This is a genomic window from Streptomyces sp. NPDC005438, assembly GCF_040606315.1.
GTDB lineage: Bacteria > Actinomycetota > Actinomycetes > Streptomycetales > Streptomycetaceae > Streptomyces.
The window spans coordinates 430,502-456,643 of sequence record NZ_JBEXEP010000006.1 but is presented as its reverse complement, the minus strand read 5'-3'; the positions used below and the strand labels follow the sequence as shown (position 1 = coordinate 456,643).

The window sequence follows — 26,142 nt, the reverse complement described above, 5'->3', positions numbered from 1 at the left end:
CGAGCGGGGTGACCCGCCGCCGGTGGAGGAAGGGGTCCTGGCCGAGGGGCTGGTCCAGCCCTCGGAGCAGGACCCCGAGGTGGTGATCGCGTACCGGGCGGGCGCCCGCCGTAGGGCCCCGTCCCACCCTCAGACCCCAACGGTCCGCGTCGCGGCGGGCGTTGGGGAGGCCGTACCGGGTGCGGCGACGGTCGGGATCAGGGGTGCCCGTCGCGGGCGCGGGCGGTGCGGTGCCGCGCCCACCCGGGCGGATCACGGGCATCGGGCGGGCCCCTGTTGTCCGCGTACGGGCGGCGGATGGGAGACCTCGGCCAAGGGGCGCGTCCCGCCCCGTTCCCAGGTCGTGCCGGTTGAGCTACGTTGCGAATTCACTCGTCCGACCGTCCGTGGCAGAAGCGGGATGTCCAACGATGAGCCATGCCATTTCCCTACGCAGCGTGTCCAAGGTCTACGCCGGGAACATCACCGCTGTGGACCGGTTGTCGCTGGACGTCGACCCCGGAGAGTTCCTGGTGCTGCTCGGCCCCTCGGGCTGCGGCAAGTCCACCGTCCTGCGGATGATCGCCGGGCTGACGGGGCCCACCAGAGGAGACGTCTACCTCGACGGGCGGTGGGCCAACGACCTCTCCCCCAAAGAGCGGAAGTTGGCGATGGTCTTCCAGAACCACGCCCTCTACCCCCACATGACGACCCGGGAGAACATCGGCTTCCCGTTGCGGATGGAGTCGCCGCACCAGGACCCCGGGCCCCGGGTGGAGGAGGTGGCCCGCACCCTGGGCATCGGTGACCTGCTGGACCGGCACCCCTCGGAGCTGTCCGGGGGCGAGCGGCAGCGGGTGGCGATGGGCCGGGCGATGGTACGCCGCCCCTCCGCGTTCCTGCTGGACGAGCCGCTGTCCAGCCTGGACGCCAAGCTGCGCAACCGGTTGCGGGCGGAGATCGCCACCCTCACCCGTCAACTCGGCGTGACCACGGTCTACGTGACCCACGACCAGGCCGAGGCCATGTCGCTGGGGCACCGGGTGGCGGTGATGAGGGACGGCACCCTGATGCAGGTCGGCACCGCCCCGGAGGTCTACCGGCTTCCCCGCCACGTCTTCGTCGCGGCCTTCGTGGGCACCCCGCGCATCAACCTGCTGCGCGCCCGGATCGTGGCCCCGCTGGGCCAGCCGATGAGCGTGGACCTCGGGGGACAGCGGATCGAACTGGTCGAGCCGTTGAGCCCGGACCACCAGATGCTCCGCGTCCAGATGGGCTCGGAGGTCACCGTGGGACTGCGTTCGGAGGCCGTCCGTATCGCCTCCGAGTGGGAGCGCCGGCCCCACGAGGTGACCCTCCACGGGACGGTGGAACACGTGGAGTTCCAGGGGCACGAGTCCCTGGTGCACGTCGACGTCGGCGCCGCCCCGGCCCCGGTGGCGGGACTGGAGTCGGCCCGACGCCCGCCCCGGCGCCGACGCGAACAGGCCCGTCCGGTAATGCGGTTGCTCACCCAGGGGGAGCGACAGCCGGCGGAGCAGCCCCCCGAGCCCGGCTCCGACGACCCCACCATCGGGCCCACCGCACGGGTGGCCGGCCACCTGGTGCTGCGCGCCCCGGTGGAGGTCCAGCCCCGTGCCGGGGACCGGGTGCCGTTGCAGATCGACCTGGGGCAGATGTACGTCTTCGACGCCCAGGGGGAGCGGGTCTGCCCGGCGCCGTTGCGCGCCCCCGTACTGGGACCCAACTGACCGTCCTCGCCCGGCGCCGTCCCGCCGGCCGGTCGGTCCCGTCCGGCCCATGGGTGGCGACCCCGGTCGACGGGCCCACGGGTACGCCCGTGGCGCCCGCTCCGATCCCCGGCTCGCGTACCGCGAGGGCCCGCATCCGCGGGCCGGCGCCTCGGACCGCACCGTTCCACGGGGCCGCTCCCGGGGAGCCGGTACCGGACGGGCCGCCGTAGCGGTTCCTCGCCCCCTGGAAGCCGGCCAGTGGGGGTGCCCCCGGCCGTGGCGGCGGGTACAACTCCGCGCGGACCAGGGGGAGTTGCTCCAGCGGTACGCGGATGAGGGGGTACCCCGGCGAGGGCGCCGCCCCGCGCCCCGCCCCGCGTCCCGTCCGGCGGGCCGAGGCCGAGCGGTGAGCCCTCCTCGAAACGGGAGCTGGGGATGCCCGCGTGGGCCGGCCGCACCATGGCGGGGGAGTGGTCCACCTCGGAGACGTTCACGCCCGCGCGGTGACTCCAGCCGGGCCGCACCCCGCGTCCCGTCCGGCGGGCCGAGGCCGAGCGGTGAGCCCTCCTCGAAACGGGAGCCCGGGATGCCCGCGTGGGCCGGCCGCACCATGGCGGGGGAGTGGTCCACCCCGGAGACGTTCACGCCCGCGCGGTGACTCCAGCCGGGCCGCACCCCAGGTCGGCCAGCGGCGCCCCCGGGCCGGGCAGTCGCTCCGGGAAGGGCCCCCAGGGTCCGGTCCAGGAGCTTCCTCGGGTACCCGCCGAGAGCGGGCGGCCCAGTCCTCTGTCCTCCCCGTCCTCCCGGCCCTCGGAGGGGAGGCGCGGGTGGCGTCCGGGCTGTCCGGTTCGGTCGGGGTGGCACCGCGAGGGAGGGGGTGCCCGGCGAGGGGGCGAGTCGAGCCCCTCGTGGTGGTGGGGCGGGCCGGTGACCGACCGTACGACGGTGGTCTCGGGGCCTCGTCCCGGACCTGGGCGCGAAGCGGCGACATGCGGACCGACGGGCTGGCCGGACCCCTTCGAACCCCCCGAAACGGCACGGTCGGTCCCGAGATCGCCCCAGTGGTACGCCCCTGACACCACCGTCCTACAGTGGCCGGACTCCACCCACATCGGAGACGGTTGCCGTGGGTCAACACGTGACGGAACACCGTACGAGGAGAGCCGTGCACCACAACGACATGACCGACTGGGCGGACAAGGCGCCGGCGTGGGTCCGCCACGAGCGGATCTACGACGCGGCCTTCGCCCCGTTCACCCGCGCCGTTCTGGACCGCGCCGGCTTCGGCCCCGGCCTGAGGGTCCTGGACGTCGGCTGCGGTACCGGCACCCTGCTCCAGGCGTCGGTCACCGCCGGAGCCGAGACGGTGGGCGTCGACCTCTCGTCGGAGATGGCCGGGGCGGCCCGTCGCCGGGTGCCCTCCGCGACGGTACTCACCGCCGACGCCCAGAACGTCGACCTGGTCGCCGAGGCGGGCGGCGCCTTCGACCGGGTGGTCTCACGGTTCGGCGTGATGTTCTTCGCCGATCCGGTCGCCGCGTTCGCCAACATCCGTTCCGCGACGGCGGCCGGGGGCCGGCTGACCTTCGTGTGCTGGCGGGAGGGGGAGACCGAGACGTTCTGGCACGGTCTGCGGTCCCTCGCCGCCCGCCTGGACACCCCGCCCACCCAGCCCGCCGACGGCGAGCCCGGACCGATGGGCCTGGCGCGGGAGGAGCGGGTCCGACAGGTGCTGTCCGACGCCGGCTGGTCGCGGATCGCCGTCGAGCTGATCGAGGGGGTGGCCGACTACTCCGTCGACGGCGGCGACGGGGTGGAGGAGCGGTTGTCCGTGGCGCTGGCGGGCCGGGTCGGCCAGACCGTACGACGCGCACTCGAACCCGAACTCGGCGAGGCCGGCTGGCAGTCCGCCCTCGACGAGGCCCGGGCCGAGTTGCGCGCCCACCTCAGGGACGGCACGGTCGCCTTCCCCTCCCGCGCCTGGTTGGTGACCGCCGTACAGGGTGGGGGCACCACGGCGCCGGAGGAGGCGCGGGCCCGCTGACGGCCCTGGGCCTCGGCCACTGACGGCCCGCGCCCGAGGCGCCCCGGTGACCTCGCTCCGGCCCTTGCCCCGGGCGTACGGGCTGACCCGGCTCGTACGGGCGGTAGGCCCCGCCGGGTGGGTGGGCCTCGTGGGCCGCTGCTTCGGGCCGCCGCTGGGCCCGACTCCACACGCCGATCGCCTTGCCGCACCGCTCCTCGGGGGAACGTACGGGGGACCACGGCCAGCGCGGCCGGCATGACCCTCGCGGCGCTCGTCCCGGTGGCCACCCGCGCGAGGTCGTCAGGGGGTCGTCAGGGGCGCAGCGACGGCCGAACCTCCCGAGGGCGTCCGGGCGTCCGGGCGTCCGGCGGCTGGCCGGGCTCTGGCCCCTGTGTGCCGGCGACGGTACGGCGAAGTTCTTGCGGAACCAGCAAGAAACCGTGCTCAAATCGCATGGGCCTCCTACGGTGGCGTCATGACCCCAGGACACCCGCGCGCCGCGCACCCCGAGCACGACCACCACCACGCCACCGACGACCACGACCTGGCGGAGATCCTCGACCTGGACGCCGAGTTGCTCGCCGACCACACCGCCGACCTCGTCGACTGGCTGCCGCTGAGGACCGCACCGCGCGAGATCCTGGACCTGGGCAGCGGTACCGGGGCGGGCACCTTCGTCCTCCTCGGACGGTTCCCCGACGCCCACGTCACCGCTGTCGACTCCTCGGCCGGACACCTGCGGCTGCTACGCGAGAAGGCCCGCGCCCGGGGAGTGGAGGAGCGGGTGCGCACCGTACGGGCCGACCTGGACGCCGACGACTGGCCCGACCTGGGCGCGCCCGACCTGGTGTGGGCCTCGGCCTCGATGCACCACATGGCCCACCCCGACCGCGCCCTGGCGCGGGTCCGTGAACTGCTCGCCCCGCAGGGCCTGTTCGCCGTCGTCGAGCTGGACGGCTTCCCCCGCTTCCTGCCCGCTCACGCCCCCGAGGGGCGGCCCGGCCTGGAGGAGCGCTGTCACCAGGCGAGCGACGGCTACCACGCCGAGCACGTGCCGCACCGGGGCGCGGACTGGGGGCCGATGCTGTCGGCGGCCGGGTTCACCGTGGAGGACCGTCGTCACGTCACCGTGCGCATCGAGGGTGACCGGAGCGCGGCCGTCGGCCGCTACGCGTACGGCAGTCTGCGGCGTCTGCGGGACACCGCCGCACCGGCGCTGGGCGCGGAGGACCTGGAGGCCCTCGACGAGCTGCTGGACACCGACAGTCCGCGCGGCCTGCTGCGCCGGGACGACCTGGCGGTACGTACCGAGCGCACCGTCTGGGCCGCCCGCCGCCCCTGAGACCGGGGCCGCCGGGTGCCGCCGCCCCGAACCAGCGCTGTTCGGCGCGGAGTCGCGGCCGTGAAGGTGCGTGGGCCCGCTCCGGCCGGAGCCCCCTCATCCGGCCCGGCGTCTCGGCCTCCCGGCGGACCGTCGGGAGGCCGGGGCCCGTACGCGACCACCGTCAAGGGGCCGCCCGGACCGTCGCGTCCGGCACCGGGCGCTCGGGCCCGCGCCCCTACGCCTCCTGGCTTCGGTCCACGTACTCGAAGATGGTGCCGTCGGGGTGGCGGGCGACCAGGTTGCGGCCTATCGGGGTGGTCTTGGGGCCGGCGATGATCTCCGCCCCCACGGTGTGCAGGTCGACCAGGGCCTCCTCCACGTCCCGTACCGCCAGGGTGGCGGTGATCTTCCGCAACACCTCAAGCTGGGCGTCGGGGCCGCTCATCAGGAAGAACGGCCCCACGGCCGCCACCGAGACCGGGCCCTGGGAGAAGCGCACGGCCTCCGCCCCGGTCAGCTTCTCGTACACCGGGACGGCGGCGTCCAGGTCGTTCACGCACACGCGCAGGCTGGTTCCCAAGATCTCCATGCCCACACCGTAGTAGTTCCTCAGCCGTGCAGGGGACGGTAGACCCGCAACGCCTCGTGACTCTTCTCCAACAGCAACTCCCTTGGAGCGGGGGCGACTTCACCGTCGAAGGCGAGGTAGGTGCCCTCCGGAACGTCGTTGATCCGCAGACTGCGCAGCCGTGCCGCGCCGTGGAAGGGCGAGTGGTCGAACGCGGCGGTGAGCGCGGCGGCCACCAGCCGGGTCCGGGACCAGCGCCCCCCTCGGACGTACCGCACGTCCAGCAGGCCGTCCGCCAGGTCGTGCCGGCGTACCGGTGCCAGGCCCACGCCCCGGTAGGCGCCGTTGCCGGCGAACAGCATCCACAGCGGCCGGCGTTGGCCGCCCAGGCCGGCCTCCACCGGGCCGGCGGTACGCAGGACCTGTACGGCCGCCAGCACTCCGGCCGGCCAGGCCCCGATGCGGGGCGCCCAGTGTTCACGCAGCCGTACCAGCTCCGGGTACGAGCCCAGGCTGAAGGTGTTCACGAAGTGGCCCGGCTGGCCGTCGGGCCCGGGCAGGAAGCGCCCCAGGTCGACGGCGACCGCGTGCCCGGAAGCCACCGCGCGCCCGGTGTCCAGGGCCGACAGCAGCCCCAGGTCCTGGGCGAAGTGGTTGTAGGTGCCGCCGGGGAAGACCGCCAGGGGCAGTCCGTGCCGCATGGCGACCGTGGCCGCGCTGTTGACCGTGCCGTCACCGCCGTAGATGCCCAGCGCGCCCCGTTGCGCGGCGGCGCGGGTGGCGGCCTCCTCCAACTCCTTGGGCAGCTCGCCGGAACGGGGGTCGCAGACCACCACCTCGGCCTTCGGCAGCAGTTGCCGCAGCGCCTCCAACTGCCCGTCCAGCGGGGCCGGTTCACCCGTGGAGGTGCGCTGGCGGTGCCCGGAGTCGGTGTTGGCGACCAGCACCAGCCCCTCGCCCTCCGGCAGGGCCGGGGCGTCCACCACCGGGCGGGCCGGTGGCGGCAGCAGGTCCCGGGTGGGGGCGAGCCCCCGTACGGTGAAGGCCGCGCCGGCCCCGATGGCGGCGCCGGCCAGTACGTCGCCGGGGTAGTGCACCCCGGTGTAGACGCGGGAGAACGCCACCGAGGCGGCCACCGGCGCCAGGACGGCACCCCAGAACCGGGACTCCAGGGCCACCCCGGTCACGAAGGCCGCCGCCGAGGCGGAGTGGCCGGAGGGGAACGAGGTGGTGAGCGGCTGCCGGTGCAGGTGCCGTCGGGCCGGTACCCCGTCCAGCAGCGGACGCGCCCTGCGGGTGGACCGCTTGCCGAGGGTGTTCACCGTCGCCGAGGCCACCGCCAGGGAGGCCAGCCCCCGCGCGGCTCCGCGTCGGGCCGGGGGACCACCGGCCGCCGCCATGGCCGCCGCGACCACCAGCCACAGCCGCCCGTGGTCGGCGCTGCGGCTGAGCCGGGGCAACACCCGTTCCGCGCCCGGCCAGTGGTGGTGGGCGACCATGTCGAACATCCGCCGGTCCCAGCGGGCCCACCAGGAGGGGGAGCCCCGGCGGGGCTTGCCCTGGGCGAGCGTGCGTGCCGCGTTGGCCAGGGCGGTGGTGTCCACCAGCTGGGGGGCCTTGGCCCCGCGCCGCTTCCGGGCCCTCACCGCGCGACCCGCCACTGTCCTCGATCCGCTGTGAGCTGCTGTCGCCGCACGGCTGTTCCCCTCCCGACGTCGTCGAACGCGCCGCGTGCAGCCTACGCCCCCGTCGGTGAACGCCCCCTGGGACGTGGGCGTTCGAGGTGCCGGCCGGGCGGCGGCGGGGGTTAATGGTCAGCAGGGACGAAGGGAGCCGGGCCATGGAGGAACCGCGAACCCGGGGGGTGGACCCCCGGCGGCTGTCGGACGCCCAGCTGCTGCGGGAGCTGGAGACCATCCACCGCACGCGTCACGACACCCTGCTGTACGGCTCCAACGGGGCCCTGGCCGCCCACAACGGGCGGATGGCGCAGCTGGAGGGGGAGTACCTGCGCCGGCACCCCCGCCGTACGGTGTCCCCCGGCCGTACCCGGGCGGGCGCGCGGGCCCGTACGGGTTGAGGGTTTGACCCCCACGGCCAGGGGCACTCGGGCTGCGGCCGGACGAGCGGCCGGCCTCGTGGGGGAACCGGAGGGCTCCGGGCACGGTCCGTGGGACCACGTGCCCGGGGCCCTCTCCCCCGCGCGGGCTCAGCTGTCGGTGGCGATCCCGGGGGTGTCCGGTCGTGGGGAGGCCCGCGCCTGGTGCCGCCACGGCACACCGCCCCTCGCCTCGTCCCGCCGTACTGTGGTTGCCGCTCCCGCCGTGACCGATGCGCCGTGACCGATGCCGCGCTCGGACGCCGCGCTCGGCCGCCGTGTGGGATGCCGCGCGCACTCCACCCCGCCCGCCCCCGGGGCGGGCGCCGTGTGGGACGCGCTCACCGACCTCCAGACCCCCCACGGCACGCTCTAGGATCGGCAGCTCGCGCCCGCCGAACGGGGGCGGGGGGACGGGGACGAGGGGGGCCGATGCGGGACGCCGGTACGACGAGGGCGGTCAACGCGCTGACCCGACGCTGGCTGGACAGTCCCGTCGGGCCGGACCGGGGCGAGGGACTCTTCCTGGCCGTCGGGGTGTGGCCCCTGCTGGCGCTGCTCGCGGCCGGCGCCGAGGGGTCGGCGCGTACGGAGCTGGCGGGCGCCCTGGGGCTGGCCGAGCTGGGGGTGAGCCCCGAGCGGGCCGCCGCCCGAGCCGCCGAACTGGTGGAGGACTGGAGGCAACTGCCGGGCTGCGAGGCCGCGTTGGGGGTGTGGCTGGCACCCGGGGTGGAGGTCGAGCCCTCCTGGCGCGCCCGGCTGTCCCCCGGCGACTGCCAGTGGCTGACCGGAGACCGGGAACGCGACCGGAAGGCCCTGGACCGGTGGGCCTCGACCGGTACCGGGGGTGCCGTCGAACGGATGCCGGTCACCCCCGGACGGGACACCGCGCTGGTGCTGGCCAGCGCCCTGAGCGTACGGACCCGCTGGAGGGAGCCGTTCGCCCCGGGGTGGGAGCCCTGGACCCCGACCACCGGACCGTGGGCCGGACGTACGCTGGCCAGCCTGCACCGGATCAGCTCCGACCCGGACCAGGTGTCCCTGGCCCACACCGGGGAGGGGCCGCTGACCCTGGTCCGGGTGGAGGGCGACACCGGGGTGGACGTGCACCTGCTGCTGGGGCCCCGGGAGTGGAGCGCCCGTTCGGTGCTGTCCCACGGACTGGAGGCCCTCGCCGGGGACGGGCCGACCACCCCGGGTGGCGAACTCCCGGAGGGCGAGCCCGGGCCCGGGTTGTGGGTGGGGGAGGTCCCCGGCTGGGACGACGCTCCGCGCTCGGAGCTGACCACGGTGCCGTTCACCGTGACCGCCGACCTGGACCTGCTGGCGTCCCCGGACACCTTCGGCCTGGAGTCGGCGCGCGACCACACCAGCCGTCCGCTGCCGGGCATCAGCCGCTCGGTGCCCCTGGAGGTCGGTGCCGCCCGGCAGGCGGCCACCGCCTCCTTCTCCGCCGAGGGCTTCCACACCGCCGCCGTCACCGCGCTGGACGCGGTGGCGGCCGGGCTGCCCCCGGCGACCCACCGGCTGGTGTCGGCCCGTTGCGACCGGCCCTTCGGCTTCGCCGCCGTACACCGGGGCAGCGGACTGGTGCTGGCGGCCGGTTGGGTCGCGGAACCGGAGGAGTTCCAGGAGCCGCCCGAGCCGGACTGAGCCGGAAACCCGGTGCGCCTCGGAGCGCGCTTCGGCAGGCTGAGGCCATGGAGAACGAGACGCTGACCCCCGGTGACACGGTCACCGTACGGCTGGACAAGTCGCCCCGCCCGGACGTGTGTTACCCGGCCACGGTGCTGGCGGACGACGGGGACCGGGTCGTGGCGCGCGCCGACTGGGCCGGCCCCCCGGTGCGGGACATGGGCTTCGTACGGTTCGAGCGGGGTGACGTGTTCACCGAGCACTTCTGGCGCCGCAGGTGGTACGCGGTCAAGGAGGTGCGGGACTCTGGCGGTGCCCTGAAGGGCTGGTACTGCGACATGACCCGGCCCCTGCGGGTGGCCGGGGGCGAACTACGGGTCAGCGACCTGGAGTTGGACCTGTGGGTGTACCCGGACGACCGGCCGGCCCTCCGCCTGGACGAGGACGAGTTCCTGGACAGCGGGCTGCCCGAGGCCGACCCCGAGGCCGCCGCCCGGGCACGCGCCGCGCAGGACGAGCTGGCCGCCCTGGCCGCCGAGGGCCGGCTGACCACCCTGCTGCTCACCGGCGACTGACCCGGCCACCCGCCACGGTGTGCGCGCCCTCACCACGGGTGGAGGGGACCGGGACCGTACGTGTCCGCCCCCGGCGACCCCGGCCGGGCCTGTGACCTGGACGGACGGCGCTCGACTCGCGTCCGCACCCCGGTGGGTGGATGGTCGGAGGGGTGAGGGAAGTCGGCCCCCTCGGGGGCCGGGTCCTCGTCGCCAGGGGCGGCTCCCGAGAGGGGCCGACTCCGGCCCCGACCGCGCTGGTCGTGGTGACGGTGGGAACACAGCACCGGATGGGAGAGGGCGCACATGACCGTAAGCTCCCGTGCCCAGGGCGCACGGCACCCCCATGACGACGCCCCCGACACCGCCGACAGCTTCCGGCGGCTGGCCGCCATGCCGGAGGGCCCGGAACGGGACGCCCTCCGGCAGCAACTGGTGCGGGCCTGGATGCCGATGGCCCGGCGGCTGGCCCGACACTTCCGCAACCGGGGCGAGGCCCTGGAGGACCTGGAACAGGTCGCCGCCCTCGGACTGGTCAAGGCGGTGGCCCGCTACGACCCGGGACGGGGCTGCGCCTTCGAGAGCTTCGCCGTACCCACCATCGTCGGCGAGGTCAAACGCCACTTCCGGGACCACCTGTGGGGCCTGCACGTGCCTCGCCGCGTACAGGAACTGCGCAACCGGGTGCGCACCAGCATCCGACAGTTGGCGCTCGCCCCCGGGCAGCGCAGCCCCTCCGTCGCCCGGATCGCCGAGCACAGCGGGCTCAGCGAGGAGGACGTACTGGTCGGGATGGAGGCGCTGGAGAGCTTCAGCCCGCTGTCCCTGGACGCCGAACTGGCCGGAGCCGAGGACGGTTACAGCCTGGGCGACACTCTCGGCTCGGTCGAACCGGGCTTCGACCGGGTCGTCCACCGGGAGGCGGTCAAGCCCTGGCTGCGGCAACTGCCCGAACGGGAACAGCGCATCCTGTACCTGAGGTTCTTCTGCGACATGACCCAGAGCGGCATCGCCGAACAGCTGGGCATCTCCCAGATGCACGTCTCCCGGCTGATCAGCCGGGTGTGCGACCGCATCCAGCGGGAGGTGGAGGCCGAGCCGGCCCGAGGACGCGGAACCGTGGCCGCCTGAGTCCGCCCGAACCCTCCGCCGGCGGGCCCCCGCCCCCGCCACGCTCCGGGCCCGCGCGGCACCCTCGAAGCCGTCACCACCGGAGGCGCCCGTGCCGGAACCGAAACCCGGGTACGTACACGACCGAGTCGCCACCGCCGCCTGCGGCTACTGGCGCCGACGGGGGCTGACCACCGCACCCCACCAGGTGGTCTGCGCGGCCGGCGCCCCCGGGCTGCTGCTGGCCCTGCTCGCGGCGCCCGGCACCGGAGGCCGGGGCGACGGGCCCACCGGGTCGGTGCTGCTGCCCTGCCCCAGCGCGGCCTGGTACCACCCGCCGATCCGGCTGCTGGGGCGCCGCCCCGAACTGTGCCCGATCCCCGCCGACTTCGGAGGGGTACCGGACCCGGTGGCGCTGCGGCAGACCGTACGCCGCCAGCGACGGGCCGGGGACACCCCCACGGTGCTGCTGCTGTCGGTCGCCGACGACCCCACGGGCACCGCCGTACCCCCCGAGGCGCTGCGCGAGGTGTGCGAGGTCGCCGCCGACGAGGGGCTGCTGGTGGTCTCCGACGAGACCTGGCGCGACACCCGCCACGATCCGCGCGGCACGGTGATCGTCAGCCCCGCCGAGATCCTGCACGGCCACTCCGAGGCGGTGGTGCTCGTCGACCTGGGAGCCGCCCTGCTCTCCCCGCCCCGGCACGCGGCCGTGGCCCGCTTCCCCGACCACCCCCGGGGCCGGGAACTGGCCCGGCGGGTACGGGAGTTGCTGGAGCGGATGCAGTCGCTCCCCACCCCGGAGACCGGTGCCGCCTGCGCGGTGGCCCTGATCGAGACCACCCCGATGCTGGCCGAGCGGGAGCGGGGGGCCCGGCTGCACGGCGCCCTGGCCCGGGCGCTGCGGCAGACCCTGGTCGACGCCGGGGCGCTGTGCCGTCCGGCGCAGCTGGGCCGCCACCTGTACCCCGACTTCGAGCCGCTGCGGCACCGGCTGCGGGCCCGGCACGTCGAGGACGGCGACCAGCTGGCCGGGGCGCTGGCCCAACGGCTGCCGGCCGGAGACCGGTACGTCGCCGCCGGCGAACTGTTCGGGGAGGACCCGGCCCGACTGAGGGTGAGGCTGTCAACCTCCCTGCTGTGTTCCGGCGTCTTCCCCGGGGTGGCCGTCGACGGCGCGCCGGGGGCGGGGACGACCAGTTCGGCTCACTCCGGGGTGCGGGAGGACACGTCCGCCGATCCCATGGAATGGCCCGAGGTCGCCCAGGCGCTACACCTGGTGCGTTCGACCCTGACCGCACTCACGGGAGGGAACCCCAGCAGATGAGCGAACGGACCGAGCGGCGCCCCGAGCCCCCCGTACGTCCCGACGTGCCCGAGGCCGTCGGACTGCCGGCACCGCTGCCCCTGTACGAGCGGCGCCGCTGGCCCCGCGACTTCGCCGGCCGACTGACCGCCCCCCTGCCGGGCTTCCGCACCCTGGCCAAGGCCGCCCGGCCCGGGGTGATGCGCCCCGACGCCCCGGCCATGCGCGAGGTCGCCGACCTGCCGTTCTCCCCGGAGCCCCTGCCCGAGGTGGACGCGTCCACGGTGTCGGTCACCTGGGCGGGGCACGCGAGTTGGGTGCTGCGTATCGCGGGGCTGACCGTACTGGCCGACCCGGTGTGGTCCCGGAAGATCCTCGGCACCCCGGCCCGGCTCACACCGGTGGGCGTGGCCTGGGAGGACCTGCCCCCGATCGACGCGGTGATCATCTCCCACAACCACTACGACCACCTGGACGCCCCCACCCTGGCCCGACTGCCGCGGTCCACGCCCCTGCTGGTACCGGCCGGGCTCGGCCGCTGGTGCCGGCGCCGCCGCTTCACTCACGTCACCGAACTCGACTGGTGGGAGGCGGTGGAGCTGCCCGGCCCGGACGGGGCGCGGCTACGGCTGGACTTCGTGCCCTCGCACCACTGGTCCCGGCGCTCGCTCACCGACACCTGCCGCTCCCTGTGGGGCGGTTGGGTGCTCACCGACCAGCGGGGGCAGCGGATCTACTTCGCCGGGGACACCGGCTACGGCCACTGGTTCCGGCGCATCGGGGAGCGCTACCCGGGCATCGACCTGGCGCTGATGCCGATCGGCGCCTACGAACCCCAGTGGATGCTGCGCCCGGTGCACACCAACCCCGAGGAGGCCGTGCGCGCCTGCGACGACCTGGGCGCCCGGGCGATGGCCCCGATGCACTGGGCCACCTTCGTGCTGTCCGGTGAACCTCCGATGGAGCCGCTCCGTCGGGTACGTACCGCCTGGGCCGAGGCGGGCCGGGAGGCCGAGGACCTGTGGGACCTGCCGGTGGGGGGTTCACGGGTACTGGAGTGAGCCGAGGTGCCGTCTCCCCGCCGCCGGGGTGACCCGGCCGTGGGGGTGGCGCCCCCGTGCGCGCGGGGGCGCGGCCTCTCGTGGCGGGTGGGGCCGGTACGGCTCAGTGGCCGCCCCGCGCCCGGCGCCACAGCGTGGGCCCGGCACTGATCAGCAGGGTCAGCCCCACCGCCGCGGCCACCCCCTGCCATGGTTCGGGGAACAGCGATCCGCCCAGTACCCCGATGAGTTGGTAGGTCACCGTCCACGCCAGACAGGCCGGTACGGCACCCCGTAGGAAGCGGCCCATGGGCATCCGGGCCAGCAGGCAGGCCAGCATCACCGGGATACGGCCGGCCGGCAGCAGCCGGGACACCACCAGCACCGCCACCCCGTGCTCGTCCAGCCGCTGTCGGGCCGCCGACAGCCGGTCCGGGCTGGCCCGCTCGCGCAGCCGCTCCAGCCAGCGGGACCCGTTGCGCGAGCCCACCCCGCGCAGCCCCAGCCAGTAGAGGGTGACGTCACCCAGGAAGGCGGCCAGGGCGGCCACCCCGAACACCGCGAACAGCGACACCGTGGGCACGCTCTGGTGGAAGGCCACCGCCGCCGCCCCGCTGACCACCGCCCCGGTGGGCACCACCGGCAGCAGGGAGCCGAACACCACCAGCAGGAACAGCGAGGGGTAGCCGACCGCGTGCTGCGCGGACTCCGAGGGGAGCGTCAACCCGGCCGTTCCCAGGGCGGCCAGCGGTACCGGCCCGCTCATCCGACGCCGTCCAGCCGCGCGCTCTCCCCGTGCTCCAGCCGGCGTATCCCCACCGTGGGCGCGGCCTTGCCGGCCAGCCGCGCGAACTCGTCACCGGGCGCGTGGAACTCGTGGGGGCGCACCGCGTCCATCCCGATCGGCCAGAAGGTGCCGTAGTGCACCGGTACCGCCCACCGGGGCGCGAGCAGCGCCAGGGCCTTGGCGGCGCTACGCGGGTTGAGGTGCCCCGGCCCCAGGTACGGGCCCCAGCCGCCGACCGGCAGCAGCGCCACGTCCACCGGGCCGACCTCCTGGCCGATGGTGGGGTACAGGCCGGTGTCCCCGGCGAAGTAGGTGCGGGCGGCCCCGGTCACCACGTAGCCCAGGGCCGGGGACTGGGCCGGACCATAGGGCAGCCGCCGCCCGTCGTGGGCCGCCGGCACCGCCCGCACGTGCACCGGCCCCACCCGGAACTCGTCACCGGGCACCACCTCCCGTACCCGCAGCACCGTCGCCAGCCGGCGCAGCCCCGGCACCGCCGCCAGGGCGCCCCGGGGCACCGCCACCTCGGTACCCTCCGGCAGCATGGCCAGCGAGCCCAGGTGCAGGTGGTCGGCGTGCAGGTGGGAGACGAGCACCAGGTCCACCAGGGTGGCCGAGACCGGGGGCACCGGTCCGCGCCGCCGCCGCAGATGGGCCATCCTCCGCACCAGCAGGGGGTCGGTCAGCACGGTGACGCCCGAGTCGCGCACCGTGGCGGTCGCGTGTCCCCACCACGTGACCTCCACCGGCACCTGGCCGCTCCCTTCCTCGGCGTCCTGGACTCGTCGCCGTCCTCGCACCAGCTCGTACGGGGTCTCCCCGGTGACTTCCCGGCGTTCCCTCGGCGCCGCTCGGCGCCCTGAGCGAACCGTACGACGTCGGGGGACGAAAAGCAGTGGAGCCCCGGGCGTCCGATGCGGTGGGCTGCCGCCATGACACCCTTCCCCGAACAGTCCGCCGAACCCCACCGCGAGGGCGGCGCCCTGACCCCGACCGAGGTCGAACGCTTCGTCCAGGACGGCTACCTGCCGCTGCGCGGGGTGTTCTCCCCACAGGTCGCCGCCCGCTGCCGGGAGATCCTCTACGCCGAGGCCGGCTGCTCGCCCCAGGACCCGACCAGCTGGCAGGGCCCGGTCGTCCGACTCGGCGGCCACCACGAGCCACCGTTCCGGGAGGCCGCCTCGGCGCCCCGGCTGGAGGCGGCGTTCGACGACCTGGTCGGGCCGGGCCGCTGGCACCCCCTGGGCGGACTGGGTACCTTCCCCATCCGCTTCCCCCACCCCGAGGCCCCCGAGGACGACGGCTGGCACATCGACGCCGGCTTCGCCTCCGAGGACCCCTCGGGGCCGCCCCGGGTCAACCTGTGGTCCCGGGGGCGGGCCCTGTTGCTGCTGGTGCTGCTGACCGAGGTGGGGGAGCGGGACGCCCCGACCCGTGTCCGGGTGAGCAGCCATCTGCGGGTACCGCCCCGGCTGCGGCCGGCGGGCGCCGAGGGGCTGAGCTTCCTGGAGGTGATGGAGGGGCTCGGCCCGGAGGTCGAGGAGCTGCCGGAGGTGACGGCGACCGGGGCGCCCGGGGACGTCTTCCTCTGCCACCCGTTCCTGGTACACCGGGCGCAGCGTCACCGGGGGACGGCGCCCCGGGTGATCGCCCAGCCCCCGTTGGTGCCGCGTGAGGAGGGGCTGACGCTGGAGCGGGAGGACGGGGCGTACTCGCCGGTGGAGCGGGCGGTCCGGGCCGGGCTGGCCGGCTGACCAGGGGGCCGCGCGTGCCGGGTCACCGCACCTGGCCGTGTCGGTGCCGCCCGCCCCGGCCCTCACCGATGCCCCGGGCACGCCAAGCCCGGCCCCTCCGCTGCCCGGGGTTCCCACGGGACCGCACGGCGCGCCCGGGTCCACCCGGCTGTGCCACGCTGGAGGACATCCGGGGTGCTGGACCGAATCGGAGGCCGAGGAGTGCCGGTGAGAGGGCTCAGTTCGATGCCGTCGTGGCGGCGGATGGGCAGCGGGGTCTTCCGGGTACTGGTCGTCTGGTCCGTGGCGACCGCCACCATGCTGGTCCTGGCCGGGGCCCTGCCGGACTTCCAGCTCCAGTCCGACGACGGCGACAGCGTGACCCGTACCGCCGTGACCGCCGCCATCGGCGCCGGCGCCTTCGGTCTGCTGTCCGCGCTGGTGTGGCCCCTGCTGGTACGGGCGCTGCTGCTGGTCCCCGCCCTGGTGCTGGGGCTGCTGGTGTTCTTCCTCAACGGCACCCTGCTGTGGCTGGCCCTCGGACTGATCCCGGACAACCGGGGTGACGTCAACCCGGAGACCGCCGTGGTGGTCGCCGCCGTGATGTCCGCCGCCTCCTCCGCCACCAGCACCGCCCTGGCCGTACGGGACGACGACGCCTACCGCCGCCGGATGTCCCGGCTGGCCTACCGCCGACGGCGCCGCCAACCGGCCGCCCAGGCCGCCGGCCCGCTCACCCCGGGCACCGTCTTCCTCCAACTCGACGGCCTGGGCCACCCGGTGCTGCGGGAGGCGGTCTCCGGTGACGACCCGCTGATGCCCACGGTCGCCGCCATGCTGCGCCGCACCCACCTCCTCACCCACTGGACCACCGACTGGTCCAGCCAGACCGGGGCCAGCCAGCTGGGCATCCTGCACGGCGGCAACCACGACGTGCCGGCCTTCCGCTGGTACGAGAAGGAGCGGGGCGAGGTGATGGTCAGCAACCGCCCCACCAGCGCGGCCGAACTGGAACGCCGGGCGGTGCGCGCCGCCGGACACCCGGGCCTGCTCAGCGAGGACGGCGCCAGCCGGGGCAACCTGTTCAGCGGGGGAGCGGCCCAGTCCGCGCTGGTGCTGTCGGTGTCCGCCCGGCGCGGCCGACACAACCGGTCCCGCGCCGGGTACTTCGCCTACTTCTCCGACCCCGCCAACGCCACCCGTACCGCCGTCTCCTTCGTGGCCGAACTCCTACGGGAGGTGACGCAGTCGATCCGCTCCCGCGTCCGCCGGCAGTCCCCCCGGGTACCGCGCGGCGGGCTGTACCCCTTCATCCGGGCCTTCGCCACCGTGGTGGAACGTGACGTGGTGGTGGCCGCCGTACTGGGGGACATGCTCAGCGGACGGCGCGCGGTCTACGCCGACCTGGTCGCCTACGACGAGGTGGCCCACCACTCCGGCCCCCGCTCCCCGGACCTGGCGCAGGTGCTGCGCCGGCTGGACCGCTCGGTGGCCCTGATCGCCAAGGTGGCCCGGAGCGCCCCTCGCCCCTACCGGCTGGTGCTGCTGTCCGACCACGGGCAGAGCCAGGGCCACACCTTCGCGGACGCCTACGGGCTGCGCCTGGAGGACCTGGTACGGGCCGGCTGCGGACTGCCGGTGCCCCGCCGCGCTCGGCGTAGCCCCAGCGGGGCCGAGGCCCGGGAGGCGGCGCGGGCCGCGCTGCGCCGACCCGAGGGCCCGGTCGACGGGGACGAGGTCCATGTGCCGGACTCCCCGGCCGAGCCGGTGGTCCTCGCCTCCGGCAACCTGGGCCTGGTGTCCTTCCCCGACGTACCCGGCCGGATGTCGCGGGAGGAGATCGACCGCCGCCACCCCGCGCTGCTGCGCACCCTGGCCGACCACGGCGGGATCGGCTTCGTCCTGGTGTGGAGCGAGCGGCACGGCCACCTGGTGCTGGGCCGTGGGGGAGAACGACGCCTGGAGACCGGCGAGGTGGTGGGCGAGCGCGACCCGCTGGAGCCCTTCGGCCCGGGAGCCGCCGAGGCGGTGTACCGGGTCTCCCGCTTCCCCCACGTCGCCGACGTCATGGTCAACTCGGCCGTGGACGACCGGGGTGGGGTGCACGCCTTCGAGGAGCAGATCGGCTCCCACGGCGGGTTGGGCGGCGAGCAGAACCAGGCTTTCCTGCTCGCGCCCCGGTCCCTGTCCCCGGCGGTGGCCGAGGGGGAGCGACTGGTGGGAGCCGCCGCGGTGCACCGGGTGCTGAGCCGCTGGCTCAGCGAGGCGGACGCCGCCGACCCGGTCCCCCCGGGCCGGACGCCCACCACCCGTCAACGGGTCGGCTGAGCCTCAGCGTTCGTCCCGCAGCGGAGCGCCCACCTGGTGCAGGTGGGTCAGCGCCTCACGCCAGGAGGCGACCAGCCCGGTCTCGTGGTACGGGATGCCCAACCGCTCGCAGTGGGCCCGCACCAGGGGCTTGGCCCGACGCAGGTGCGGGCTGGGCATGTTGGGGAACAGGTGGTGCTCGATCTGGTGGTTCAGCCCGCCCAGGGCCAGGTCGGTGAACCAACCTCCGCTGACGTTGCGGGAGGTGAGCACCTGACGGCGCAGGAAGTCCGGGCGGTCGTCACCGGTCAGGGTGGGCATCCCCTTGTGGTTGGGGGCGAAGGCGCAGCCCAGGTAGACGCCGAACACCGCCTGGTGGATCGCCAGGAAGCCCAGCGCCAGCCCCCAGTCCAGCACCCAGAACAGGGCGACGAGGTAGCCCACGATGTGCGCGCCCAGCAGCAGCCCCTCCCACAGACGACGCTTGGTGGTGGGGGCCCAGAGCGCCCGCACGCTGGAGACGTGCAGGTTGAACCCCTCCAGGGTCAGCAGCGGGAAGAACAGCCACGCCTGGTGACGGCCGATGAACCGGGGCACCCCCTGGCTGGCCTTCGCCTGCCGCTGGGACCACACCAGGATCTCCGGGGACACGTCCGGGTCCAGTTCCTCGTGGTTGGGGTTGGCGTGGTGGCGGGTGTGCTTGTTCATCCACCAGCCGTAGGACATCCCGATGCCCAGGTTGCCGATCAGCCGGCCGGCCAGCTCGCTGACGCCGCGACCACGGAAGACCTGACGGTGCGCCACGTCGTGTGCGGCGAGGGCCAACTGCCCGAAGGCCAGGCCCATTCCGACCGCGAGCAGCAACTGCCAGGGGCTGTCACCCAGTACGAGGAAACCGGCCCAACCGGTGAGGAGGGTGCCTATCACCAGGGTGAGCCGCACCGCGTAGTAGCCCGGCCTGCGGCGCATCAGGCCCGCCTCCGCGACGGCGCGGGAGAGTGGGGCGAAGTCGCTGCCCGGACGGCGGGCGGGTGACGGTTCGGTGAGCGTTGTCGTCATGTGCAGAGTCTGACGATCTTCGTCGGCCCGGTACAGCCGCTCAACCCCTCCATGCAAGGGGGACTTGAATGCCCTGGTGGGGGTGTACCTAGCACCACCCCGGGCGTCTCGGTGGCGGGTTCGCCCCGGGGCGATGTCGGATATACGGGTACCGGCACGGACGTTCGACCACCCCGTAACACGGCTGGCGGGACCGCGCCGCCCGGTTCACCCTCGGAGTATGAGCGAGACGACCGACGCCGATCCCGGCCCCGGTGCCAGGGCCGAACCGGAGACCAGACCGCCCACCCCCAGCTCCCGTACCGGGGACGACTCCCGTGAGGGAGAGGAGGAAAGACCCGGGGACCACCGGATGACCCTGCGGATCTCCCGGGACGGGGGCCGCACCTGGAGCGGACCCCGGTACGTGGTCTCCACCGACCCGCCTCTGGAGTTCAGCCCGGGCAGCTTCCCGCCCTGTCGCTGCCCCCGTTGTACGACCCAGCGGACGCCCGACACCCCACCGACCGAGCCCTCGGCGGGGTGAGCGACCAGACCGAACAGGGCCGGGGGACCGGACGGCGTGAGAGGCCCACGCGCCCGGGTGCGGCAGCCGCACCGGGCGTGCCGCCGAGGCATGTCGGAAACCCGCTCTCGAACAGCTCGCGGGGGAGGGAGGGTGGGCCCGGTCCATCCAGCCGGGCCCACCCGAACCCCGGTCACCGACGGGCTGGAGTCCCGAGCCGCCCGTGGTGACCGGGGCGTTCAGTCGGGCGGCGTCCCCGCGTCGCCCAGCAGCCGCAGTCCGCCGCCCTCACGTACCGCGATCCTTCCGGTGGCCCGCATGACGGAGCCCTCGGGGCCCCAGGGGTCGGGCACCGCCGGTCCGGCACCGCCCCCGGGGTCGGTGGGCGCCGGTTCGACCAGTCCCTCACCGCCCACGTACAGCAGCCCCGCCACCCCCGGCGCGCAGGGGCGCAGCGCCCGGTCCAGCACCAGGGCGCGGGTGTTCCACAGCGGACGGCAGGGGGCCGGCCGGGCGCCGGTGGCCCGGTGCAGCACCGAGGGGGCGCCGGGCAGGTCCAGCAACCGGTGGACGGTCACCCCCGGGAACCGCCGGACGGCGCCCCGTTCGGCCTCCGGGCTCAACTCGCCCGCCACGCACAGCAGATGGGCCGGGGCCGGGCCGGTCCAGGGGCGGTTCAGCAGCCCGGTCAGCTCCCGTCCGTGCGCGCACCACACGGTGGGCGCCGGGTCCGGGAGCGGACGTTCGGTCAGCAGTACCCGCGCCGAGTGGCGCAGCGGCCAGGCGGCCCAGTGCTCCCACGCCAGGGGGGAGACCCAGACCCGGGAGCCGGTGTCCAGGCCCAGCAGCGCCCCCAGCCACCGGGCCCGCAGGTCCAGCAGCCGGTGGGAGTGGGCCACCACCCGCCCCCGTACCCGGTCCACCAGGGCGGGGTGACGGCAGGTCAGCGCCCGGGCCGGCGGGGTGTCCAGCAGGTCACCGCGTTCCACCTCGCCCCGGTCCAGGCGCTTGCCGTCGAGTTCGTCGTGGGGCACCCGCAGGGCCCGCTCGTACCACTCGCCCTCGGACACCCGCCCGGACAGCAGGGCGCCACCGGCCTTCCACACCGCGAGCTGGGTCAGCAGCCGGCCCGGACCGTGCGGCAGGTCCACCGCGACCGGCACCCCGGGCCGCACGCCCTCGGCGACCAGACGTCGGGCCAGCCGGTTGGCGGCCGAGTGCAGCGAGCGGTGGTCCAGGTCGCCGGGTTCGTCGCTCACCGCCGGGGTCGAGGGGCGCCTGCGCGCGGTCGCCTCCAGGGGGCCGATGGCGGTGGTGGCCGGTACCGGACGCCGTGCCTGTGCCAACTCCCGCCGCCACTCGGCGTGTTCGTCCGCCGCCAGGACGGCCAGCGTGCCCAGCCGCCGCTGCGCGGACCCCTCGGTGAGGGCGCCCAGCACCCCCACCAGCCGGTGCCACTGGGTACGCAGCGCCCGCTGGTCGTACCGGTCGGGGTCGCCGTCCAGCTCCAGCCGCGTCGGCCCCCGCGGCGTCTCGTACAGGGCGAGGGCCCGGTCGCCGACCGGACCTCGGCGCAGGTTGCGGGTGTGGGCCCGGGCGGGGCCGAACCGTACCGGCCGGGGCGGGGCCAGCGGGTGGGTCACCCAGGGCAGGGCGGCGGGCGGGGGCGCGCCCGGGTCCGGGCGCCGTGACCCGGCTCCCCGGACCGCCCGTGCCAGCCGCCGCACCAGGTCGGCGAGGGTGTGGTGCTCCCCGGCGTCCACCGTCACGGTCACGGTGTGGCTGGTGCGTACCGGGGTGGGTGGGCGAGGCACGCGGGAGGTCCCCTCCGGGCGCACGGTGACGCCGAGGGTGACCCGGTCGCGCTGCCGCTCTCGGGCGGTCATCAACGCCTGGGCGGCCAGCACCAGTTCGAGGGTGCCGACGCCCAACTCTCCGGCCCGGGCGCGGAGTCGGGCGGTCAGCGCGGCGGGCAGGGTGCCGGTCGTCCGCGACGGCGCCCGGGTGGGGGCCTGGGCCACCGGTGCGTCAGACCGGGTGCGCGTCCCCTCCTCGGCGGAGGCGTCCGCGACCAGGGGCGCGAAGGGGTTGGGTCCGGCCGGCCGCCCTCCGAGCAGGGCCGTGTAGTGCTCGGCGGTACGGTCGACCACCAGCTGCCGGCCGGGGGCGTCCACCAGTACGTGGTGGGCCCGCTGGAACCAGCACCAGCGCCGCTCGGCGAGCCGCAGCAGCGCGTGCTCGTACAGGTGCCCCTCTTCGGGGGCGAGTGGCCCCTCCAGGGCGGCGGCCATCCACTCCTCGGCCACCCGCTCCGGCCGCCGCTCCCCGCGCAGGTCCACCACCGGGAGCCGCGAGGAGGGGCTGGGCAGGGGGAGTTGGCGCACCCGGCCGTGCTCCTCCCACAGCCGTACCCGCAGGGCCTCGGCCTCCTGGAGGGTGCGTCGCAGCGCCCGACGGAACAGGGGTACCCGCAGGGGCCCGTCGATCACCGTACGGTCGGCCACCGCCCGCAGGGGACTGTCGACCGGCAGCCCGGGCCAGTGCCACAGGCCCCGTTGTGAGGCGCTGAGCGGCAGCCCCGGACGGGGCGCGGTCAGTGGCCCGGGCGAGGCGATCATGCATCCGCCCCCAGGACTCTCACCCACTTCTCCAGAGCGGGTTCCTCGGCCAGGTCGGCGAAGGACACCGGCTTCTCGTGCTGTCCGCGCCAGCGTTCCACCAGGGTCATCAGACGGATGGAGTCCAGGCCGTAGTCGACCAGGTTCTCGTCGTCGGGGATGTCGACGGGGTCCTCGCCCAGCACGTCGGCGACGTCCTCGCGGATCTGTTCTGCGGTGAGTGCCATGGTTCAGCTCCTCGGGAAGACACGGTCGGTGGTGGTGAGCGCGGCACAGCGGCCGGCCGCGTAGCGCAGGGCCATCCGGTGGTCCTCGGCCGAGAAGTCCGCGACTGCGTCGGCCACCAGGAACGCCCGGATGTCCCGCATCCAGGCGTCAGCGGCGGTCATCAGCACCCCGATGTGGGCGTACACCCCGCACAGCACCAGCTGGTCCCGGCCTTCCTCGGCCATCTGCTCGGCCAACGGGCTGCGGACGAAGGCGCTGTACTTCCACTTGGTGAGCACCCGGTCCCGCTCCTGTGGGGCGATCACCTCGGGGATGGCCCGGGCGGCGGGGTCGTCCGGCAGGCCCGGTCCCCAGAAGTCCATCTGGAGCCCGCGCTCCTCGGGGGTCTGCCCGCCGGGCTGGGCGGTGTAGTACACCGGGACGTCCAGCTCGTGGGCCCGTCGCCGCAACCGCCCCACGTGGTCGAGCAGTTGGGGAACGGGCTCGGCCTCGGTGTCGTAGGCCGACAGGAAGTAGTTCTGCAGGTCGTGGATCAGCAGCACCGCCCGAGCGGGGTCGACGGTCCACTCCACCTTTCCCGGGGGCAGGTCCTCCGGTCCGGGCAGGGGGTAGGGGCTGATCTTGGGCAGTGCCATGGGGGGTCTTTCTCCAGGGGTCAGTCGCGGGGTGCCCGCTCGTCCTCTCGGGTACGGGCGCGCAGGTCCTTCTTGGACACCTTGCCGATGCCGGTCTGGGGGAAGGCTTCCACGAACTCCACCCGGTCGGGCACCTTGTAGGCGGCCAGACCCCGTTGTCGTACGTGGCGTTTGATGTCCACCGGCCGGGGTGGGGTGACGCCCTGACGGGGGATCACATAGGCGCAGCTGCGTTCGCCCAGGTAGTCGTCGGGGACGGCCACCACGGACACGTCGAACACGGCGGGGTGGGTGAGGATGAGGTTCTCCACCTCCTCGGCGGCGATCTTCTCCCCGCCCCGGTTGATCTGGTCCTTGGCCCGGCCCTCCACCACCAGGTGGCCGGTCCCGGTGCGTCGCACGATGTCGCCGGTGCGGTAGAAGCCGTCCTCGGTGAAGGCCCGGGCGTTGTGCTCGGGCGCCCGCCAGTACCCCCGGATGGTGTACGGGCCCCGGGTGAGCAGGTGGCCGGGCGTACCGTCCGGCAGGTCGCGGTCCTGGTCGTCGACCACCCGGACCTCGTCGTCGGGGGAGATGGGGCGGCCCTGGGTGGTGTGGACGACCTCCTCCGGGTCGTCCAGCCGCGTGTAGTTGACCAGTCCCTCGGCCATCCCGAACACCTGCTGGAGCGCGCAGCCCAGGCTGGGCCGGACCCGGCGGGCCGCCGACTCGCTGAACTTGGCGCCGCCCACCAGCAGCAGCCGCAGGCTGCTCAGGTCGTGGCCGAGCTTCTCGGCGGCGTCCATCCACACCAGGGCCAGCGGGGGCACCAGCCCGGTGAGGGTGACCCGCTCGCTCTCGATCAGGGGGAAGGCCACGTCGGGGTTGGGCGCGGGGCACATCACCACCCGGGCCCCGGCGTACAGGGCCCCGAGGGTGCCGGGGGAGGACATCGGGAAGTTGTGGGGCGCGGGCAGCACGCACAGGTAGACGCTGTCGGCGTCCACCCCGCACAGTTCGTTGGACGCCCAGATCGAGTACAGGTAGTCGTCGTGGGTACGGGGGATCAGCTTGGGCACCCCGGTGCTTCCGCCGGACAGCTGGAGCAGCGCCAGGTCGCTCGGTTTCGGCTCGGGCAGGGGCCGGGGCCGGGTGGGCACCCGGGACAGGGGCTCGCAGCCCTCGGGCAGGTCACCCTCGTCCGCGTCGACCACCCACACGTTCCGCAGTGAGGGGGCCTGGTCGCGGATCTTGGTGGCCAGCCCCGGGTGGTCGAAGCCCTCGTGTTCGGCGGGGATGACGTAGCCGACGGCCTCGGCGAAGGAGCAGAAGTAGGAGATCTCGGTCTCCCGGTGCGCCGGCAGCGCGAGGACGGGTACCGCGCCCAGCCGGAACAGGGCGAACAGCACCTCGAAGAACTCGGCCTGGTTGGGGAGTTGGACCACCAGCCGGTCACCGGGGCGCACGCCGCGGGCCCACAGTCCGGCGGCCAGCCGGTCGGCCCTGCCGTCCAGTTCGGCGTAGGTCCAGCGCACCCCCCGGGTGGGGTCGACCACGGCCGGCCGGTCGGGGTGGGCGCGGGCACGCTCCCTCAGCACCTGGCCGAAGGTCTCCCCGCGCCACCAGCCGGCCTCCCGGTACCGCCGGGCGAAGTCCTCCGGCCAGGTCGGCGCGTCCGGTGTGGTCGGCCGGCTCATCGCTCGACCCCCACCGCGTGCAGGAAGGTACGGAACTTCGCCTCCGTCTCCTCCACCTCCGCCCTCGGCTGGGAGGCGTCCACGATGCCCGCCCCGGCGTACAGCCGCAGCGAGCGTTCGGCCACCTCCGCGCAGCGCAGGGTCACCACCCACTCGCCGTCGCCCTGGGCGTCGCCCCAGCCGACCATGCCGGTGAAGTACCCCCGGTCGAAGCCCTCGGTGTCGGTGATCACCTCACGAGCCAGGTCGGTGGGGGTGCCGCAGACGGCCGGGGTGGGGTGCAGCGCGGAGGCCAACTCCAGGGCGGACACCGAGGGTTGGTCCAGGGTGGCGGTGACGGTGGTGGACAGGTGCCACATGGTGGCGGTCCGGGTCAGGGTGGGCCGGCCCGGTACGTCGAGGGTGGAGCAGAAGCGGCCCAACGCCTCGCGTACCGCCTCCACCACCACCGCGTGTTCGTGCAGGTCCTTGTCCGAGTCCAGCAGGGCGGCGGCCCGGCGCACGTCCTCGGCCAGGTCACCGCTCCGTGGGGTGGAGCCGGCCAGGGGGTTGGCCACCACCCGGTTCCCCTCGCGGGAGACCAGCAGTTCGGGGCTGGCGCCCAGCAGGGTGCGCCGCTGGTCCACCGGCAGGGCGAAGGTGTAGCCGGTCGGGTCGCGCCGGGCCAGCCGTTGCAGCATCGCCGGGAGGTTCACCCGCTCCTCCGACTCCAGCTCCAGGGTGCGGGAGAGGACGACCTTGTCGAACTCCCGGGACCGCATCCGGGTCACCAGTTCGGCGACGTTCTTGGCGTACACCTCCTCCGAGGGGTGCGCGGTGATGTTCCACCGGTGTCGGGGCGCCGCCGAGGGCGGGAGGGATATCAGGGGGTCGGCCCGCAGCGGGGAGGCGGCGGAGACCACCTCGGGGACCACCAGGGCGTTGGGCGCGTTCTGGTCGAAGGGCACGGCCCCAATGACCAGGGGCGTGAGCGAACTGTCGGTGTGGACCGAGCGCAGTGTGTGGGCCACCCGCTCGGCCAACGGCGCGGGCCCGTGGGGCACATGGGTGCGCACCCCCCGGGTGAGGAGGGTGTGGCGGGGGGTGGCCAGGAACCGGGAGCCGGGGGTGTAGGCGTCCAGCAGAGCGGTGGCCGTTCCGACCGCGGGATGTGTCTGGTGCCCCTTGGTGGGGGGCGAGGCGACTTCGGGTGCCGTCGACGACACGATCGCTCCAATTCTC

At 74.9% G+C, this 26,142-nt stretch carries 23 protein-coding genes; 12 read left to right on the top strand and 11 right to left on the bottom strand.

What is annotated here, in order from left to right:
- Positions 1–262: hypothetical protein (locus ABZT14_RS16010; protein WP_356302220.1), on the bottom strand; the 262-nt coding region annotated here is incomplete at its 3' end.
- Positions 263–410: 148 nt separating this feature from the next.
- On the opposite strand from ABZT14_RS16010, the gene ABZT14_RS16005 reads away from it, so the two are divergent.
- From ABZT14_RS16005 to ABZT14_RS15995, 3 genes are all read left to right on the top strand, one after another.
- Positions 411–1,730, top strand: coding sequence for an ABC transporter ATP-binding protein (locus ABZT14_RS16005; protein WP_356302217.1), 1,320 nt, complete (start codon positions 411–413; stop codon positions 1,728–1,730).
- A 1,147-nt stretch (positions 1,731–2,877) separates the two neighbouring features.
- The gene (locus ABZT14_RS16000; protein WP_356302214.1) at positions 2,878–3,756 is read left to right on the top strand and encodes a methyltransferase domain-containing protein; all 879 of its coding nucleotides are present in this window, start codon (positions 2,878–2,880) and stop codon (positions 3,754–3,756) included.
- A 457-nt stretch (positions 3,757–4,213) separates the two neighbouring features.
- Complete coding sequence (locus ABZT14_RS15995) at positions 4,214–5,080, top strand: class I SAM-dependent methyltransferase (protein ID WP_356302211.1); 867 nt, start codon at positions 4,214–4,216, stop codon at positions 5,078–5,080.
- 217 nt (positions 5,081–5,297) lie between these two features.
- Here ABZT14_RS15995 and ABZT14_RS15990 read toward each other — a convergent pair whose 3' ends face one another.
- Both ABZT14_RS15990 and ABZT14_RS15985 read right to left on the bottom strand, forming a co-directional pair.
- A complete protein-coding gene (locus tag ABZT14_RS15990) occupies positions 5,298–5,651 on the bottom strand; it encodes a VOC family protein (RefSeq protein ID WP_356302208.1) in 354 nt (117 codons plus the stop codon).
- Positions 5,652–5,671: 20 nt separating this feature from the next.
- Positions 5,672–7,138, bottom strand: coding sequence for a phosphatase PAP2 family protein (locus tag ABZT14_RS15985; RefSeq protein ID WP_356302284.1), 1,467 nt, complete (start codon positions 7,136–7,138; stop codon positions 5,672–5,674).
- Positions 7,139–7,470: 332 nt separating this feature from the next.
- Here ABZT14_RS15985 and ABZT14_RS15980 point away from each other — a divergent pair, with 332 nt between their 5' ends.
- The 6 genes from ABZT14_RS15980 (at position 7,471) to ABZT14_RS15955 (ending at position 13,394) form a co-directional block, all read left to right on the top strand.
- Positions 7,471–7,710 carry a DUF6158 family protein gene (locus ABZT14_RS15980; RefSeq protein ID WP_356302205.1) on the top strand — a complete coding sequence of 80 codons (240 nt, stop codon included), beginning with the start codon at positions 7,471–7,473 and terminating at the stop codon, positions 7,708–7,710.
- Between the two features lie 450 nt (positions 7,711–8,160).
- Positions 8,161–9,381, top strand: a complete 1,221-nt coding sequence (locus ABZT14_RS15975; RefSeq protein ID WP_356302202.1) for a serpin family protein — start codon at positions 8,161–8,163, stop codon at positions 9,379–9,381.
- A gap of 47 nt (positions 9,382–9,428) precedes the next feature.
- Positions 9,429–9,938 carry a DUF402 domain-containing protein gene (locus ABZT14_RS15970; protein ID WP_356302199.1) on the top strand — a complete coding sequence of 170 codons (510 nt, stop codon included), beginning with the start codon at positions 9,429–9,431 and terminating at the stop codon, positions 9,936–9,938.
- A gap of 285 nt (positions 9,939–10,223) precedes the next feature.
- Positions 10,224–11,048: a SigB/SigF/SigG family RNA polymerase sigma factor gene (locus tag ABZT14_RS15965; RefSeq protein WP_356302196.1), complete on the top strand. Its 825-nt coding sequence runs from the start codon at positions 10,224–10,226 to the stop codon at positions 11,046–11,048.
- A gap of 91 nt (positions 11,049–11,139) precedes the next feature.
- Positions 11,140–12,354, top strand: a complete 1,215-nt coding sequence (locus tag ABZT14_RS15960; RefSeq protein WP_356302193.1) for an aminotransferase class I/II-fold pyridoxal phosphate-dependent enzyme — start codon at positions 11,140–11,142, stop codon at positions 12,352–12,354.
- Positions 12,351–13,394 carry an MBL fold metallo-hydrolase gene (locus tag ABZT14_RS15955; protein ID WP_356302188.1) on the top strand — a complete coding sequence of 348 codons (1,044 nt, stop codon included), beginning with the start codon at positions 12,351–12,353 and terminating at the stop codon, positions 13,392–13,394. The genes ABZT14_RS15960 and ABZT14_RS15955 overlap by 4 nt, the downstream gene beginning before the upstream one ends.
- Positions 13,395–13,497: 103 nt before the next feature.
- On the opposite strand, the gene ABZT14_RS15950 is transcribed toward ABZT14_RS15955, so the two are convergent.
- Together ABZT14_RS15950 and ABZT14_RS15945 are read right to left on the bottom strand one after the other, a co-directional pair.
- Positions 13,498–14,139 (bottom strand): VTT domain-containing protein, encoded by a 642-nt coding sequence (locus ABZT14_RS15950; protein ID WP_356302185.1) that lies wholly within the window; start codon positions 14,137–14,139, stop codon positions 13,498–13,500.
- Positions 14,136–14,912: an MBL fold metallo-hydrolase gene (locus tag ABZT14_RS15945; protein WP_356302182.1), complete on the bottom strand. Its 777-nt coding sequence runs from the start codon at positions 14,910–14,912 to the stop codon at positions 14,136–14,138. Before ABZT14_RS15945 ends, ABZT14_RS15950 begins: the two co-directional genes overlap by 4 nt.
- A gap of 180 nt (positions 14,913–15,092) precedes the next feature.
- Here ABZT14_RS15945 and ABZT14_RS15940 point away from each other — a divergent pair, with 180 nt between their 5' ends.
- Together ABZT14_RS15940 and ABZT14_RS15935 are read left to right on the top strand one after the other, a co-directional pair.
- Positions 15,093–15,914, top strand: a complete 822-nt coding sequence (locus ABZT14_RS15940; protein ID WP_356302179.1) for a phytanoyl-CoA dioxygenase family protein — start codon at positions 15,093–15,095, stop codon at positions 15,912–15,914.
- A gap of 225 nt (positions 15,915–16,139) precedes the next feature.
- Complete coding sequence (locus ABZT14_RS15935; protein WP_356302281.1) at positions 16,140–18,221, top strand: phage holin family protein; 2,082 nt, start codon at positions 16,140–16,142, stop codon at positions 18,219–18,221.
- A 3-nt stretch (positions 18,222–18,224) separates the two neighbouring features.
- Here the strand turns inward: ABZT14_RS15935 and ABZT14_RS15930 are convergent, their stop codons facing one another.
- Entirely contained in the window at positions 18,225–19,259 is a 1,035-nt protein-coding gene (locus ABZT14_RS15930) for an acyl-CoA desaturase (protein ID WP_356302176.1), read from the bottom strand.
- Between the two features lie 220 nt (positions 19,260–19,479).
- On the opposite strand from ABZT14_RS15930, the gene ABZT14_RS15925 reads away from it, so the two are divergent.
- On the top strand, positions 19,480–19,785 hold the full coding sequence (locus ABZT14_RS15925) for a sialidase family protein (protein ID WP_356302173.1): 306 nt from the start codon (positions 19,480–19,482) through the stop codon (positions 19,783–19,785).
- 218 nt (positions 19,786–20,003) lie between these two features.
- Here the strand turns inward: ABZT14_RS15925 and ABZT14_RS15920 are convergent, their stop codons facing one another.
- The 5 genes from ABZT14_RS15920 to ABZT14_RS15900 are packed head-to-tail and all read right to left on the bottom strand — an operon-like array spanning position 20,004 to position 26,126.
- Positions 20,004–22,382, bottom strand: a complete 2,379-nt coding sequence (locus ABZT14_RS15920) for a condensation domain-containing protein (protein ID WP_356302170.1) — start codon at positions 22,380–22,382, stop codon at positions 20,004–20,006.
- A complete protein-coding gene (locus tag ABZT14_RS15915; protein WP_356302167.1) occupies positions 22,379–22,609 on the bottom strand; it encodes a phosphopantetheine-binding protein in 231 nt (76 codons plus the stop codon). The genes ABZT14_RS15920 and ABZT14_RS15915 overlap by 4 nt, the downstream gene beginning before the upstream one ends.
- 3 nt (positions 22,610–22,612) lie before the next feature.
- On the bottom strand, positions 22,613–23,245 hold the full coding sequence (locus ABZT14_RS15910; RefSeq protein WP_356302164.1) for an isochorismatase family protein: 633 nt from the start codon (positions 23,243–23,245) through the stop codon (positions 22,613–22,615).
- Between the two features lie 20 nt (positions 23,246–23,265).
- Complete coding sequence (locus tag ABZT14_RS15905) at positions 23,266–24,921, bottom strand: (2,3-dihydroxybenzoyl)adenylate synthase (protein WP_356302161.1); 1,656 nt, start codon at positions 24,919–24,921, stop codon at positions 23,266–23,268.
- Positions 24,918–26,126 (bottom strand): isochorismate synthase, encoded by a 1,209-nt coding sequence (locus tag ABZT14_RS15900; RefSeq protein WP_356302158.1) that lies wholly within the window; start codon positions 26,124–26,126, stop codon positions 24,918–24,920. Before ABZT14_RS15900 ends, ABZT14_RS15905 begins: the two co-directional genes overlap by 4 nt.
- Between the last annotated feature and the right edge of the window lie 16 nt (positions 26,127–26,142).

What these genes read in the sequence shown, in the direction of transcription:
- ABZT14_RS16005 (WP_356302217.1), top strand. Translation starts at nt 411, where the DNA reads ATGAGCCATGCCATTTCCCTACGCAGCGTGTCCAAGGTCTACGCCGGG.
- ABZT14_RS15995 (WP_356302211.1), top strand. Translation starts at nt 4,214, where the DNA reads ATGACCCCAGGACACCCGCGCGCCGCGCACCCCGAGCACGACCACCAC.
- ABZT14_RS15990 (WP_356302208.1), bottom strand. Translation starts at nt 5,651, where the DNA reads ATGGAGATCTTGGGAACCAGCCTGCGCGTGTGCGTGAACGACCTGGAC.
- ABZT14_RS15985 (WP_356302284.1), bottom strand. Translation starts at nt 7,138, where the DNA reads ATGTTCGACATGGTCGCCCACCACCACTGGCCGGGCGCGGAACGGGTG.
- ABZT14_RS15980 (WP_356302205.1), top strand. Translation starts at nt 7,471, where the DNA reads ATGGAGGAACCGCGAACCCGGGGGGTGGACCCCCGGCGGCTGTCGGAC.
- ABZT14_RS15975 (WP_356302202.1), top strand. Translation starts at nt 8,161, where the DNA reads ATGCGGGACGCCGGTACGACGAGGGCGGTCAACGCGCTGACCCGACGC.
- ABZT14_RS15970 (WP_356302199.1), top strand. Translation starts at nt 9,429, where the DNA reads ATGGAGAACGAGACGCTGACCCCCGGTGACACGGTCACCGTACGGCTG.
- ABZT14_RS15965 (WP_356302196.1), top strand. Translation starts at nt 10,224, where the DNA reads ATGACCGTAAGCTCCCGTGCCCAGGGCGCACGGCACCCCCATGACGAC.
- ABZT14_RS15955 (WP_356302188.1), top strand. Translation starts at nt 12,351, where the DNA reads ATGAGCGAACGGACCGAGCGGCGCCCCGAGCCCCCCGTACGTCCCGAC.
- ABZT14_RS15950 (WP_356302185.1), bottom strand. Translation starts at nt 14,139, where the DNA reads ATGAGCGGGCCGGTACCGCTGGCCGCCCTGGGAACGGCCGGGTTGACG.
- ABZT14_RS15940 (WP_356302179.1), top strand. Translation starts at nt 15,093, where the DNA reads ATGACACCCTTCCCCGAACAGTCCGCCGAACCCCACCGCGAGGGCGGC.
- ABZT14_RS15935 (WP_356302281.1), top strand. Translation starts at nt 16,140, where the DNA reads ATGCCGTCGTGGCGGCGGATGGGCAGCGGGGTCTTCCGGGTACTGGTC.
- ABZT14_RS15930 (WP_356302176.1), bottom strand. Translation starts at nt 19,259, where the DNA reads ATGACGACAACGCTCACCGAACCGTCACCCGCCCGCCGTCCGGGCAGC.
- ABZT14_RS15925 (WP_356302173.1), top strand. Translation starts at nt 19,480, where the DNA reads ATGAGCGAGACGACCGACGCCGATCCCGGCCCCGGTGCCAGGGCCGAA.
- ABZT14_RS15920 (WP_356302170.1), bottom strand. Translation starts at nt 22,382, where the DNA reads ATGATCGCCTCGCCCGGGCCACTGACCGCGCCCCGTCCGGGGCTGCCG.
- ABZT14_RS15915 (WP_356302167.1), bottom strand. Translation starts at nt 22,609, where the DNA reads ATGGCACTCACCGCAGAACAGATCCGCGAGGACGTCGCCGACGTGCTG.
- ABZT14_RS15910 (WP_356302164.1), bottom strand. Translation starts at nt 23,245, where the DNA reads ATGGCACTGCCCAAGATCAGCCCCTACCCCCTGCCCGGACCGGAGGAC.
- ABZT14_RS15905 (WP_356302161.1), bottom strand. Translation starts at nt 24,921, where the DNA reads ATGAGCCGGCCGACCACACCGGACGCGCCGACCTGGCCGGAGGACTTC.